This window comes from Limnohabitans sp. (assembly GCF_023910625.1).
In the GTDB taxonomy this organism is placed as follows: domain Bacteria; phylum Pseudomonadota; class Gammaproteobacteria; order Burkholderiales; family Burkholderiaceae_C; genus Limnohabitans_A.
Window position 1 is genome coordinate 1,327,151 of record NZ_JAAVVW010000003.1, and the last position, 13,137, is coordinate 1,340,287.

The following is a 13,137-nucleotide window of genomic DNA, read 5'->3' on the forward strand; positions in this document are numbered from 1 at the left end:
ACACCCCATGAACACGCCCCACCCCCTCCAAGCAGCCCAACCGGCCTTCTCGGTCTGCGTTTACTGCGGCTCCAAGCCCGGGAACAAGCCCGAATTTGCGCAAATCGCGGTGCAAGTGGGCACCTGGATCGGCGCACACGGTGGCCAACTGGTCTATGGCGGGGGACGCAACGGCCTGATGGGCCTGGTGGCCGAAGCCACGCTGGCCGCAGGCGGCACGGTGGTCGGCATCATCCCCACAGCCTTGGTCGAAAAAGAATGGGCGCACCACGGCTGCACCGAACTGCATGTGGTGGACACCATGCACGAGCGCAAGCGCCTCATGGCCGACAAAGCCGACGCGTTTTTGGCCCTGCCTGGCGGCATCGGCACGTTTGAAGAGTTGTTTGAGGTGTGGACTTGGCGACAGCTGGGCTACCACGACAAGCCTGTCGGCATCCTGAACAGCTTGGGCTATTACGATGGCTTGATGGCCTTCATCGGCCAAGTGGTGCAAGACGGTTTCATGGGCGATTGGCAGACCGATCTGGTCACCCTGGGCCACGAACCTGAAGCGCTGCTGCAAAACTTGGTGCAAAAAGCAGGCTTTTCACCCCGCGCCAAAATCGAACTGCTCTGACCTTGGACGCGAGCTGAGCCGGGGTGCGCCGCCCGGCTTTCCCATCAAACCGCGGTTTCGTCTTGTTCGCCGGTGCGAATACGGATCACGCGCTCGACCGAAGTCACAAAAATCTTGCCGTCACCGATCTTGCCGGTGCGCGCCGCCTTGATGATGGCGTCCACGCAGCTGTCCACGTCTTGGTCCTTGACCACCACCTCGACCTTCACCTTGGGCAAAAAGTCGACCACGTACTCTGCGCCGCGGTACAACTCGGTGTGGCCTTTTTGACGGCCAAAACCCTTGACTTCGGTCACGGTCAGGCCCGTCACGCCACATTCGGCCAAGGCTTCGCGCACTTCTTCCAATTTGAAAGGTTTGATGACGGCGGTGATCTGCTTCATGTGAAATGTCCTCGAAAGATAGAGAGCGCCTGGATTCAGGCCCGAAACTTGTTGGTCATAGGATAACGCCAATCCTTGCCAAAACTGCGGTGCGTCACGCGAATGCCCACGGGCGATTGGCGGCGTTTGTACTCGTTGAGCTTGATCAGGCGCGTGACTTTTTCCACATCGGCGCGCTCAAAACCGTCGGCAATCAGCGCCTCCACGCCCTCGTCGTTTTCCATGTAACGCTGAATGATCGCGTCCAGCACCTCATAAGCGGGCAAGCTGTCCTGGTCTTTTTGGTCGGGGCGCAGCTCGGCGCTGGGCGGCCGGGTGATGATGCGCTCGGGGATCGGTTGGCTGCCCGTGCCATACGGATCGTTCTGGTTGCGCCAGCGCGCCAGGTCAAACACGCGGGTCTTGACCACGTCCTTGATGACCGCAAAACCGCCCGCCATGTCGCCGTACAGCGTGCAATAACCGGTGGCCATCTCGCTCTTGTTACCCGTCGTCAGCACAATGGCCCCGGTTTTGTTGGACAGCGCCATCAGCAGGGTGCCGCGAATGCGGGCCTGGATGTTTTCCTCGGTCGTGTCTTCTTTCAAGCCCTCAAACTGCGCCAACAGCGCCTGCTTGAAGCCGTCAAACAACGGCGCAATCGAGATCTCGTCGTAACGCACATTCAGGCGCTTGACCATGTCGCGCGAATCGATCCAGCTGATGTCGGCCGTGTAGGGCGAAGGCATCATCACCGCGTGGACCTTGTCGGCCCCGATCGCGTCCACCGCAATCGCCAGCACCAGCGCCGAATCGATGCCGCCCGACAGGCCCAAAATCGCGCCTTTGAAACCGTTCTTGCCCAAATAATCGCGCACGCCCAGCACCAGCGCGTCCCACAGTTCGGCATCGGCACTGGCCATGGGCACCAAGGCCTCGGGCGCAGCGCTCAAGTCCACGCCCAGGGCTGCGGCCTGAACCTGCACCGTCATGGCCGCTTCGCGAAAGCCTTCGGCGCGCGCCACCACTTGGCCTTGGGCGTTCAGGGCAAACGAGCGCCCTTCAAAAATCACCTCGTCCTGCCCACCCACCAAATGCGCGTAAATCAGGGGCAAGCCACCATCGGCCACCCGCTCGCGCATGCGCTGTTCGCGCTCCGGGCCCTTGCCTGCGTGAAAAGGCGAGGCGTTCAACACCGCCAGCATTTGCGCGCCCGCATCACGCGCCAGGCGGGCAGGCTCGTCAAACCAGGCGTCTTCGCAAATCAGCAAGCCCACCCGCACGCCCTCGACCTCAAACACGCCTACACCGTTGCCGGGCGTGAAGTAGCGGCGCTCGTCAAACACCTGGTAATTGGGCAACTCGCGCTTGTCGTAAGCGCAGACCACCTGCCCCTCGCACAGCACGCTCGCGCGGTTGTGGCGGCGCGTCACCGCCACGCTGCGGGTGCGCAGGCCGCCGCCCTCGGGGTGGCCCACCACCACATGCAGGCCTTTTAACCCAGCCAGTTCGCGGGCCACCGTTTTCAGGGCATCATCGCAGGCGTCGATGAAGGACGGACGCAAGAACAGGTCTTCGGCCGCATAACCGCAAATCGACAGCTCGGGTGTCAGCACCAGGCGCGCACCCTCGGCATGCGCCCGGGTGGCGAAGTCGATGATTTTTCGGGCATTGCCCGGCATGTCTCCGACGACAAAGTTGAGCTGGGCCACACGAATTTGGAGAGTCATACAGGTGCTGGAAAATGTGAGCTTGAATTATGTCACCCGGGTGCAAGACAACCTGAGTGCCATCGCGCCTGAAACCTGGGACAGCCTGCTCGCCCGGCAAGACGCCCCATCCCCCTTCATGCAGCATGCCTATTTGTCGGCCATGCAGACCAGCCAATCGGCCGCGCCCGAGACCGGCTGGACGCTGCAAGTCATCAGCCTGTGGCGCAACACGCATCAAGGCGATGTGTTGGCCGCCGCCTGCCCGCTCTACATCAAGACCCACTCACGCGGCGAATACGTGTTTGACCACGCCTGGGCCGACGCCTACCAGCGCCACGGCCTCGACTATTACCCCAAAGCCCTGGTCGCCTCGCCCTTCACCCCCGTGCCGGGCAGCCGCTTGCTGGCCGAATCCGACGCCGCCCGCCAGGCCCTGCTGGCCGCCTTGCTGGACATCTGCCAAACCAACGACATCCCGTCTTTGCACATTTTGTTTGGCAGCCCGCACGACCTGCAAGCCTGCGAACACGCCGGACTGCTGCAACGCGACCAAGTGCAGTTCCATTGGCAAACCCAAGGCTGGCGCGACTTCGATGACTTTTTGGCCAGCCTGACCCAAGAAAAGCGCAAAAAAATCCGGCAAGAGCGCCGCAAAGTGCAGGAGGCGGGCGTGACATTTCGCGCCGTGCGCGGCCCCGACATGACGGAAGGCGACTGGGCCGTCCTGCTGCGCTGCTACCAGCAAACCTATTGGGAACACGGCAATGCGCCGTATTTGACCCCGGCGTTCTTCGAAGCCATGCGCACCGACATGGCCCCCAACTGGCTTTTGTTTGTGGCCGAACACGCGGGCCAGCCGATTGGCATCAGCCTGATCGGCCTGCACCTGGACGCCCAAGGCCAGCCCGAAGTGGCCTATGGCCGCTATTGGGGCGCGCTGGCGCGGGTGGACTGCCTGCACTTTGAAGCTTGCTATTACCAGCCCATCGAATGGTGCATCCAGCACGGCCTGAAACGCTTTGAAGGCGGCGCACAAGGCGAACACAAAATGGCCCGCGCCCTGCTGCCCACCCCCACCCACAGCGCCCACTGGCTGGCGCACCCGGCGTTTTCTGAGGCGGTGGCCCGATTTCTGGAGCGGGAAAAAGCGGGGGTGGAGAACTACCTCGAAGCGCTGAACCAGCACTCGCCGCTGAAGAAACTCCCGCCGCCTTGAAGCTACCGGATTCATGTGGACCTGACCGACAGTTCCCTCGGTACAACGCCACCTGCCCAAACCCAGCCCCGCCGAGCTGGCCCAAGTGCACACCCTCACCCGCCTGAGCCCTGGCGACTTTGCCGCCGTGCTATTTCTAACAAAAAAATATGCACATCTGTAAGATAACGCGCATTCAAACATTAGGATACGGACCTCTGGTTCCATTCTTCTGGCGAATAGCCGTGACATGCTTCTCACCCCCCACCAAGCCAAATACATCGCGCACGACCTGACCCTGCAGCACGCAGGTGGCGGCATCGACCGCTTGAGTCAGGCCCTGTTCAACGCCAGCGTGGACCTGAACCCGCACCAGATCGAGGCGGCTGTGTTTGCGCTCCAGTCGCCTTTGAGCAAAGGCGTGCTGTTGGCCGACGAAGTGGGCTTGGGCAAAACCATCGAGGCGGGCATCGTGCTGTGCCAATACTGGGCCGAGCGCAAACGGCAACTGCTGGTCATCTGCCCCGCATCGCTGCGCAAGCAATGGGCGCTGGAGCTGAAAGAAAAGTTCAACCTGCCCGCCGTGGTGCTGGACTCCAAAACCTGGCGCGAAGCGCAGCGCCAAGGCCTGAGCCTGTTGCCGCCGACCGAAAACTGACCATCGGGGCCGCTTCAAAATCCCGACCCCGCTGGGCACCTACAACCCCGACTGGGCGGTGGTGTTTGAAGGCGATGCCCGCGTGTACTTCGTGGCCGAAACCAAATCGAGCACCGTGGAACAGGACCGCCGCCAAGCCGAAAACCTGAAGATCGCCTGCGGCCGCAAACACTTTGCATTGTCAAAGGATGTGGTGTTCAGGGATGTGACGGCGTTGGATGCGTTGGTGGCTTGAGTTGCACCCCGCAAATTGATTTGTTAAATGGCTAAAAGTTCTTACCCTTGATTCGAAAAAATAAAAATAAACATGGGATGCGACAATTAGGCAACTGGCCATGCGTGTGTGAGAAATATCACGTCCCCCAAAGTGTCGACAACGGGGCCGCCCAGATGTTGTCGCCCAGCGGCAGGGTTTCATCGCCGTCATAAAGCAGCACGCCCATTTTGAAATCAGCCCCTGCCAGTCCGGCGAGTTTTCGCAGTCCGCGCAGGTCGCTTGCTTTGACGGTGGCCGATGACTTGATTTCAACCCCAACCACCTGACCTGCGGCGTTTTCAATCACCACATCGACTTCGACCTGGTCGGCATCCCGGTAGTACAGCAGTTGGTAGTCGCCCTCGGCCGTGCTGGCGTGCTTGAGCAATTCTGCATAGACAAAGGTTTCCAGCACATGCCCAAAGCGTGTTTTGTCTTTTTGGGTTTCTTCAGCGGTCAAGTCCAGCAGCGTGGCCAGCAGACCGGCATCGATGAATTGGAGTTTGGGCATTTTGACCATTCGCTTGAGGCGATTGCGCGCCCAAACATCCACGCGTTTGAGTAAATACATTTGCTCAAAGATGCCGAGATATTTGGCGGCTGTCTTGTGGTCGATGCCCACTTGGCCGCCGAGCTGCGAGTAGTTGCATATTTGCCCAGCCATCTGAGCCAGGGCACGCAAAAAACGTGGCAATTGATCCAGTTTGTCAATGTTGGCGATGTCGCGGACATCGCGCACCACCATGGCCGCGAGGTACTGACGCGCCCAGGCAGTGCGACGCCTGTCGGTGGATCGCGTCAACGCCTCCGGGTAACCGCCGCGCAGCACACGAGCCACCAAGTCATCGCCTCGGACGCTTGAGCCTACAGCCGGTAGGCGATCCGCAAACACGCGGTCTAGCCAGTTGGCGGTCTGCCCAGAAATTTCGCTTTGTGACAAAGGCAGGAGTGACAAAGTGTCCATTCGCCCGGCCAAAGAATCGGCCACTGCAGGCAGTGCCATCAGGTTGGCTGAGCCTGTGAGCAAAAAACGCCCTGGACGACGGTCTTCGTCCACGCTTTTCTTGATGGCCAACAACAAGCCTGGGGCGCGTTGAATCTCGTCAATCACCGCACGGTCCAAACTGCGGACCATGCCCACCGGATCTTCTTGGGCCGACAAAAGGGTGAGCGCGTCATCAAGGGTCAGATAACGGAATTGGCCGCTGTCGGCAGCGATCTGCTTGACCAACGTCGTTTTGCCCGCTTGCCGTGGTCCCACCAAAAGTACCACTGGGGTGTCGCTCATGGCTTCAAGGACGTGAGGCGCAACGCGTCGCGGGAATATTTCAGGATCAGTCATGCCCAGATGCTAGCGGAAATTCGGGAAAATTACTTCAAAAATTCGGGTATTAAGTGGCGTAAATTTGGGAAAATAACGAGGCAAGCAGGCTGAGTTTTTTCATGCGCGATGTGGGGATCTTGGGTTAAAACCGTGAATTCACACCATTAATACTCAATAAAAATACTCGTGATATACAATGAAAATCTTTAAATTTTCTAATTGCTATACAAATGCCGGACATCAACGATGCAATCATCCTGAGCTGTGCGCCCCAAGGCGGTGCCATGGCGACCGCAGCGACCGAGCAAACGGGCTTGACGCGGGTGGCGGTTTCGCGGCGCATCAAGAAGCTGGCCGATGCGGGCTATCTGCAGCGCCACGGCACGGGCACCCGGCCAACTTACAGCCTGGGCGACAAGCGGTTTTGGCTGCGGGTGGAACCTCTTGCCGACATCGTGCGGCGCGGCGGTGAGATGGTGGTGTGGGAACAGCATTTGGCGGCTTTGCTGGCAGACCTGCAGCCCAACGTCAAAAACCTGGCTTACACCGCGTTCACCGAAATGCTGAACAACGCCCTTGACCATTCCAACGGGCAGCAGGTGGTGATGGGCATGCATGTGCAGGGCGGGCAACTGCACATGTTGGTGGGTGATGACGGCGAAGGGATCTTCCGCAAGATCGCCAAAGCCGCCGATTTGTTTGACCCGCGCCTGGCCATTTTGGAGTTGGCCAAGGGCAAGTACACCACCGCGCCCTTGGGCCATTCGGGCATGGGCATTTTTGTGTCGTCGCGCATGATGGACGGCTTTGCCATCGAGTCGTTCGGCTTGCGTTTTGACCCGAATGAGGCCCGTGCACCACTGCCCCGTTTTGACTGGATCGATGCCAGCGCGCAGCTCAAGCCCGCCCAAGCGCAAACGGTGGTGCGCATGGCCATTGCGCTGGACAGCACCCGCACGGGCAATGATGTGTATTTCAAATATTTTGAGTCCAGCAACGTGGGCGATGCCGAACCCGGCGAGGCCTTTCACACCACAGAAATCCCGGTGCGCTTGGCCCAACTGAGCAGTGAGCTGGTGTCGCGCTCGCAAGCCAAATGGGTGATGAACCGCGCCACCCAGTTCAAGACGGTGATCCTCGACTTTGAAGGCGTGGTCCATGTGGGCCAGGCTTTTGTGGACGAGGTGTTCCGCGTGTTTGCAACAGCCCACCCCAACGTCCGCCTGAAAACCATGGGCATGATTCCCGAGGTGGCCACATTGGTGCGTTTGTTTGGGGGCGAGAGGGGTTAAAGCACCACCACCCGCAGCAACAAGCGCTGAATGCCCACCCATAAAAAAACGCCTGCACGGCGCAAACCAGGCAGGCGTTTTTTGGGGGTTCAACGGCTTCCGGCAGAAGCCCTTGAGCCAGCCGCATCAGGCCTTGGTTTTGTTGTAAGCCGTGATGCCATCCAGGATTTCCTTGTGGGCGGATTCTTTGCCTTCCCAGCCCAGCACTTTGACCCACTTGCCTTTTTCAAGGTCTTTGTAGTGCTCAAAGAAGTGGGCGATCGCGTTGCGGCGCATCGCGTTCACATCCGCAATGTCTTGCCAGTGGTCGTACATCGGCAAAATTTTGCTGGTCGGCACAGCAACCACTTTGCCATCGATACCGGCCTCGTCTTCCATCATCAAAATGCCCAAAGCGCGGCAGGGCACCACCACACCGGGGTGCAAGGCGTAAGGGGTGATCACCAACACGTCCACCGGGTCTCCGTCGCCAGACAGGGTTTGGGGCACGTAGCCGTAATTGGTGGGGTAGTGCATGGCCGTGGTCATGAAACGGTCCACGAACAGGGCACCGGTTTCCTTGTCCACTTCGTACTTGATCGGATCGGCGTTCATCGGGATTTCGATGATCACGTTGAAGGTCTCGGGTGCTTGTTTGCCGGGGGTGACGTTGTCGAGGGACATCTTGCAGGTCTCGGGGTGAAAAGTTAAATAAAAAACGAAGATCTCTAGGGATTAACCCCGATTTTACTTTCACAAGGCTTGCGCAGATCGTGATCCAGCCTCTTTAATGTGCCGTTGGCCAATCGTTCTCCGGTTTCGGTGATCGAGGAAGCAACGCCATGGAGGGGTCTCCAGTGCGTTGCCCCTCTGTTCAGCGACAACCATCGAGGAGTACAACGATGACAGGAAATTCAGCGCTCATTCTGGCGCTCGTGTGTGGTCTGATTGCCGTGGGTTATGGCATTTGGGCCCGAGGGTGGATCCTTTCTCAAGATGCCGGCAATGCCCGGATGCAGGAAATTGCAGCGGCCATTCAGGATGGTGCTGCGGCCTATCTGGCCCGGCAATACAAAACCATCGCCATCGTCGGCGTGGTGCTGGCCATCCTGATGGCCATCTTTCTGGATGGCATCACCGCCATCGGTTTCGTGATCGGCGCGGTGCTTTCGGGCGCGTGCGGCTTCATCGGCATGAATGTGTCGGTCAAAGCCAACGTGCGCACGGCCCAAGCCGCCACCAAAGGCATTGGCCCGGCGCTGGACGTGGCGTTTCGGGGAGGTGCCATCACCGGCATGCTGGTGGTGGGCTTGGGTTTGTTGGGTGTGTCCGGTTTTTACTGGTTTTTGGTGGGCAACGGCAACCTCACGCCTGATAAAAATCTGGCGACCTTGCTCAACCCCTTGATCGGTTTTGCATTTGGCTCCTCGCTGATCTCCATTTTTGCCCGACTGGGCGGCGGCATTTTCACCAAGGGCGCTGACGTGGGGGCCGACCTGGTGGGCAAAGTGGAAGCGGGCATCCCCGAAGACGATCCGCGCAACCCGGCCGTGATCGCCGACAACGTGGGCGACAACGTGGGCGATTGCGCCGGCATGGCCGCCGACTTGTTCGAGACCTATGCCGTGACCCTGATCGCGACCATGGTGCTGGGTGCATTGCTGATCTCCGCAGCACCCGGTCAGGCTGTGCTGTACCCGCTGGCCCTGGGCGCGGTGTCGATCATCGCCTCCATCATTGGCTGCTTCTTCGTCAAGGCCACGCCGGGGATGACCAATGTGATGCCCGCGCTCTACAAAGGCCTGGCCATCTCGGGCGTGCTGTCCTTGATCGCCTTTTACTTTGTCACCACCTGGTTGATGCCCGACAACGCCTTGGGTGGCAGTGGGGCGCAGATTCGGCTGTTTGGGGCTTGCGCGGTCGGTTTGGTGCTCACCGCGGCACTGGTGTGGATCACCGAGTTCTACACCGGCACGCAATACGCCCCGGTGCAGCACATCGCGCAAGCATCGACCACTGGCCACGGCACCAACATCATCGCTGGCCTGGGCGTGTCCATGCGCTCAACGGCCTGGCCTGTGATGTTTGTCTGTCTGGCCATCTGGACGGCTTACGCCTTGGGCGGCTTGTATGGCATCGCCATTGCAGCCACCTCCATGCTGAGCATGGCCGGCATCGTGGTGGCGCTGGACGCCTACGGCCCCATCACCGACAACGCGGGCGGCATTGCCGAAATGGCTGAAATGCCCAGCAGTGTGCGCGACATCACCGACCCGCTGGATGCCGTGGGCAACACCACCAAGGCCGTGACCAAGGGTTACGCCATTGGCTCGGCAGGCCTGGCCTCGCTGGTGCTGTTTGCCGACTACACCCACAAACTCGAGGCCTACGGCAAGGCCATCAGCTTTGACCTGTCCGATCCTCTGGTGATCATTGGCCTGTTCATCGGCGGGCTGATCCCCTACCTGTTTGGGGCCATGGCCATGGAAGCGGTGGGCCGCGCTGCAGGCAGCGTGGTGGTGGAAGTGCGTCGCCAGTTCAAGGAGATCCCCGGCATCATGGAAGGCACGGCCAAGCCCGAATACGGCAAGGCCGTGGACATGCTGACCACGGCCGCCATCAAGGAAATGGTCATTCCAAGCCTGTTGCCCGTGGTGGTGCCGGTGCTGGTGGGCCTGATCTTGGGCCCCAAGGCGCTGGGCGGCTTGTTGATGGGCACCATCATCACCGGCCTGTTTGTGGCCATTTCGATGTGTACCGGCGGCGGCGCGTGGGACAACGCCAAGAAATACATCGAAGACGGCCACCACGGCGGCAAGGGCTCAGACGCCCACAAGGCAGCCGTGACCGGTGATACGGTGGGCGACCCTTACAAGGACACCGCTGGCCCGGCCATCAACCCGCTGATCAAGATCATCAACATCGTGGCGCTTTTGATCGTGCCTCTGGTCATGCAGGTTCACGGCACCTGATCTTCTTTGCAAGGTTTGACAGGCCCGCTTTGGCGGGCCTTTTTTTGTGCCCGACTGAGCCGCAAAGGTCGATGTCCCGTGGGTGATTTTCAAAATCCTGCCCGGGTTCACAATAGCCCATGCAAATGAATTTCATCGCCAACCAATCCGTTCCCGCCCTGGCAGGCCAAACCATTGACGTGCTCGACCCGTCTGACGGGCAGGTGTTCGATCAGATCCCGCGCAGCCAAGCGGCCGACATCGATGCCGCTGTTGTGGCGGCGCGAGCCGCCTTCAACGGCCCCTGGGGCAAGCTGAGCGCCATGGAGCGTGGTCGTTTGCTCATGAAGCTGTCGCAAAAAGTGATCGAGCATGCCGCCGAGCTGGCCGCGCTGGAGCAGCGCGACTGCGGCAAGCCCACCAAACAGGCCGCTGCCGATTCACTGGCTTTGGCCCGCTACTTCGAGTTTTATGCAGGCTCGTGCGACAAGCTGCACGGCGAGACCCTGCCCTACCAAAACGGCTACAGCGTGCTGACCTGGCGCGAACCACACGGCGTGACGGGCCATGTGATCCCCTGGAACTACCCGATGCAGATTTTCGGGCGCAGCGTGGGCGGCGCTTTGGCCGCCGGCAATGCCTGCGTGGTCAAGCCCGCTGAAGACGCTTGCCTGAGTTTGATCCGGGTGGCGCAATTGGCGGCCGAGGTGGGCTTTCCGCCCGGTGCCATCAACATCGTCACCGGTTACGGCCACGAGGTGGGCGATGCGCTGGCCCGCCACCCCGGCATTGACCACATCAGCTTCACCGGCAGCCCCCGCGTGGGCACGCTCATTCAGCAAGTGGCCGCCGAGCGCCATTGCCCCGTCACGCTGGAGCTGGGGGGCAAAAGCCCGCAGATCATTTTTGACGACGCCGACCTGGACGCGGCCATTCCGGTGGTGGTCAACGCCATCGTGCAAAACTCCGGCCAGACCTGCAGCGCGGGCTCGCGCGTCTTGATTCAGCAGGGCATTTACGAGCCACTTTTGAAGCGCCTGGGCGAAGCCTTTGGCCGCCTGCAAGTGGGATCGGCCGCGATGAACCTGGACTTGGGGCCTTTGATCCGCGCCAGCCAGTTGGAGCGCGTGACCGGCTTTTTGGACCAGGCCTGCGCCGATGGCATCGCCACTGTGGCCCAAGGGCAAATTGCTGCGGGCGTGCCTGCGGGCGGCTTTTACCAAGCCCCCACTTTGCTGCGCGACGTGCCGGTGATGCACCGCCTGGCGCAAGAAGAAGTGTTTGGTCCGGTGCTGTCGGCCATGTCCTTCACCGACGAAGACCACGCCGTGGAGTTGGCCAATGCCACTGAGTTTGGATTGGTGGCGGGCATCTGGACGCGTGACGGCGGACGTCAATTCCGCATGGCCAAGCGCGTGCGCAGCGGCCAGGTGTTCATCAACAACTACGGCGCAGGCGGCGGTGTGGAGCTGCCCTTTGGCGGCGTCAAATCGTCGGGCTACGGCCGCGAAAAAGGCTTTGAAGCGCTGCTGGGTTTCACCACCCTCAAAACCGTGGCGATCCAGCACGGTTAAAGCGCCCGCAGCGGTGCTGGCCTGTCTTGACCATGCGGCCTGCAAAGGCGTGGCGGCTCGGGCACAATCAACCCCCATGTCTGAACGCGTCATTGCGCTGGTTGACCAGCGCCATCCCAGCTTGCCTTTGCCCACCTTGCTGGCGGGTCAAGACTTGAGCGCCCTGCCCTTGGACGGCCTGCGCCGCCCGCTGACCGACTTGCGCATCAGCGTGACCGACCGCTGCAACTTCAGGTGCAGTTACTGCATGCCCAAAGAAGTCTTTGACAAGGACTACGCCTACCTGCCGCAAAGCCATTTGCTGAGCTTTGAAGAAATCACCCGCATCGCCAAAGTGTTTGTGGGCCGGGGCGTGCGCAAGATTCGCCTGACGGGCGGTGAGCCCCTGCTGCGCAAGAACATCGAGATCCTGATCGAACAACTGGCCGCGCTGCGCACGCCAGACGGCCAGCCACTCGATTTGACCCTGACCACCAACGGCTCGCTGCTGGCGCGCAAAGCCCAAAGCCTGAAAGACGCCGGGCTGCAACGCGTGACGGTGAGCCTGGACGGGCTGGACGACGCCATCTTTCGCCAGATGAACGATGTGGACTTTCCGGTGGCCGATGTGCTGGCCGGGATTGAAGCGGCGCGGGCTGCGGGCCTGGGGCCGATCAAGGTGAACATGGTGGTCAAGCGCGGCACCAACGAGCACGAAATTTTGCCCATGGCCCGGCATTTCCAGGGCACAGGCATTGTGCTGCGCTTCATCGAATACATGGACGTGGGTGCGACGAACGGTTGGTGCATGGACGAGGTGCTGCCCAGCGCCGACGTGATCCGCCTGCTGCAAACCGAGTTGCCCTTGGTGCAACTCGACCCCGCTGCGCCGGGCGAAACCGCCGAGCGCTGGGGTTACGCCAACGCCCAAGGCGAGCACGACCCGTCGCTGGGCGAGGTGGGTGTGATCAGCAGCGTGACGCAGGCCTTTTGCGGCGACTGCAACCGCGCCCGTTTGTCCACCGAAGGCCGCCTGTATTTGTGCCTGTTTGCCAGCCAGGGCTATGACCTGCGCCAGCTGCTGCGCGACCCGGCGCAAAGCGACCACGCGCTGGCCCAGACGGTGGACGCCATCTGGCGCGGGCGCACCAACCAATATTCGGTGCTGCGCGGCCCCGACACCGCCAGCGGCCCCGGCCGCCGGGTGGAAATGAGCTACATCGGAGGCTGAAGGCC

11 protein-coding genes and 1 pseudogene are annotated in these 13,137 nt (G+C 60.9%); 8 read left to right on the top strand and 4 right to left on the bottom strand.

The window, feature by feature from the left end; translation table 11 throughout:
* Positions 1-7: 7 nt before the first annotated feature.
* The gene (locus HEQ17_RS09530; RefSeq protein WP_296292525.1) at positions 8-619 is read left to right on the top strand and encodes a TIGR00730 family Rossman fold protein; all 612 of its coding nucleotides are present in this window, start codon (positions 8-10) and stop codon (positions 617-619) included.
* Positions 620-663: 44 nt separating this feature from the next.
* Here the strand turns inward: HEQ17_RS09530 and HEQ17_RS09535 are convergent, their stop codons facing one another.
* A complete protein-coding gene (locus HEQ17_RS09535; protein WP_296292526.1) occupies positions 664-1,002 on the bottom strand; it encodes a P-II family nitrogen regulator in 339 nt (112 codons plus the stop codon).
* A gap of 35 nt (positions 1,003-1,037) precedes the next feature.
* Positions 1,038-2,711 (bottom strand): NAD+ synthase, encoded by a 1,674-nt coding sequence (locus tag HEQ17_RS09540; RefSeq protein ID WP_296292527.1) that lies wholly within the window; start codon positions 2,709-2,711, stop codon positions 1,038-1,040.
* 4 nt (positions 2,712-2,715) lie between these two features.
* Between HEQ17_RS09540 and HEQ17_RS09545 the strand changes: the two genes are divergently transcribed.
* From HEQ17_RS09545 to HEQ17_RS09555, 3 genes and pseudogenes are all read left to right on the top strand, one after another.
* Positions 2,716-3,909, top strand: a complete 1,194-nt coding sequence (locus HEQ17_RS09545; protein WP_296292528.1) for a GNAT family N-acetyltransferase — start codon at positions 2,716-2,718, stop codon at positions 3,907-3,909.
* Between the two features lie 229 nt (positions 3,910-4,138).
* On the top strand, positions 4,139-4,546 hold the full coding sequence (locus HEQ17_RS09550) for an SNF2-related protein (protein ID WP_296292529.1): 408 nt from the start codon (positions 4,139-4,141) through the stop codon (positions 4,544-4,546).
* A 7-nt stretch (positions 4,547-4,553) separates the two neighbouring features.
* Positions 4,554-4,781: pseudogene (locus HEQ17_RS09555) on the top strand (hypothetical protein); the annotation flags it as partial.
* Between the two features lie 118 nt (positions 4,782-4,899).
* Here the strand turns inward: HEQ17_RS09555 and HEQ17_RS09560 are convergent.
* Positions 4,900-6,090 (bottom strand): ATP-binding protein, encoded by a 1,191-nt coding sequence (locus HEQ17_RS09560; protein WP_296292530.1) that lies wholly within the window; start codon positions 6,088-6,090, stop codon positions 4,900-4,902.
* Positions 6,091-6,356: 266 nt separating this feature from the next.
* On the opposite strand from HEQ17_RS09560, the gene HEQ17_RS09565 reads away from it, so the two are divergent.
* Positions 6,357-7,418, top strand: a complete 1,062-nt coding sequence (locus tag HEQ17_RS09565; RefSeq protein ID WP_296292531.1) for a DUF4325 domain-containing protein — start codon at positions 6,357-6,359, stop codon at positions 7,416-7,418.
* A 126-nt stretch (positions 7,419-7,544) separates the two neighbouring features.
* On the opposite strand, the gene ppa is transcribed toward HEQ17_RS09565, so the two are convergent.
* Positions 7,545-8,081 carry an inorganic diphosphatase gene (ppa, locus tag HEQ17_RS09570; RefSeq protein WP_296292532.1) on the bottom strand — a complete coding sequence of 179 codons (537 nt, stop codon included), beginning with the start codon at positions 8,079-8,081 and terminating at the stop codon, positions 7,545-7,547.
* 218 nt (positions 8,082-8,299) lie between these two features.
* On the opposite strand from ppa, the gene HEQ17_RS09575 reads away from it, so the two are divergent.
* The 3 genes from HEQ17_RS09575 to moaA all read left to right on the top strand — a co-directional run bounded on the left by HEQ17_RS09575 (position 8,300) and on the right by moaA (position 13,132).
* Positions 8,300-10,369: a sodium-translocating pyrophosphatase gene (locus HEQ17_RS09575; protein ID WP_296292533.1), complete on the top strand. Its 2,070-nt coding sequence runs from the start codon at positions 8,300-8,302 to the stop codon at positions 10,367-10,369.
* Positions 10,370-10,488: 119 nt separating this feature from the next.
* Complete coding sequence (locus HEQ17_RS09580; protein WP_296292534.1) at positions 10,489-11,922, top strand: aldehyde dehydrogenase family protein; 1,434 nt, start codon at positions 10,489-10,491, stop codon at positions 11,920-11,922.
* Between the two features lie 76 nt (positions 11,923-11,998).
* A complete protein-coding gene (moaA, locus tag HEQ17_RS09585) occupies positions 11,999-13,132 on the top strand; it encodes a GTP 3',8-cyclase MoaA (RefSeq protein WP_296292535.1) in 1,134 nt (377 codons plus the stop codon).
* Positions 13,133-13,137 lie beyond the last annotated feature (5 nt).

Coding starts and splice junctions, on each gene's coding strand:
- HEQ17_RS09550 (WP_296292529.1), top strand. CDS start 4,139: ATGCTTCTCACCCCCCACCAAGCCAAATACATCGCGCACGACCTGACC.
- HEQ17_RS09575 (WP_296292533.1), top strand. CDS start 8,300: ATGACAGGAAATTCAGCGCTCATTCTGGCGCTCGTGTGTGGTCTGATT.
- HEQ17_RS09565 (WP_296292531.1), top strand. CDS start 6,357: ATGCCGGACATCAACGATGCAATCATCCTGAGCTGTGCGCCCCAAGGC.
- HEQ17_RS09540 (WP_296292527.1), bottom strand. CDS start 2,711: ATGACTCTCCAAATTCGTGTGGCCCAGCTCAACTTTGTCGTCGGAGAC.
- HEQ17_RS09580 (WP_296292534.1), top strand. CDS start 10,489: ATGCAAATGAATTTCATCGCCAACCAATCCGTTCCCGCCCTGGCAGGC.
- moaA (WP_296292535.1), top strand. CDS start 11,999: ATGTCTGAACGCGTCATTGCGCTGGTTGACCAGCGCCATCCCAGCTTG.
- ppa (WP_296292532.1), bottom strand. CDS start 8,081: ATGTCCCTCGACAACGTCACCCCCGGCAAACAAGCACCCGAGACCTTC.
- HEQ17_RS09530 (WP_296292525.1), top strand. CDS start 8: ATGAACACGCCCCACCCCCTCCAAGCAGCCCAACCGGCCTTCTCGGTC.
- HEQ17_RS09560 (WP_296292530.1), bottom strand. CDS start 6,090: ATGAGCGACACCCCAGTGGTACTTTTGGTGGGACCACGGCAAGCGGGC.
- HEQ17_RS09535 (WP_296292526.1), bottom strand. CDS start 1,002: ATGAAGCAGATCACCGCCGTCATCAAACCTTTCAAATTGGAAGAAGTG.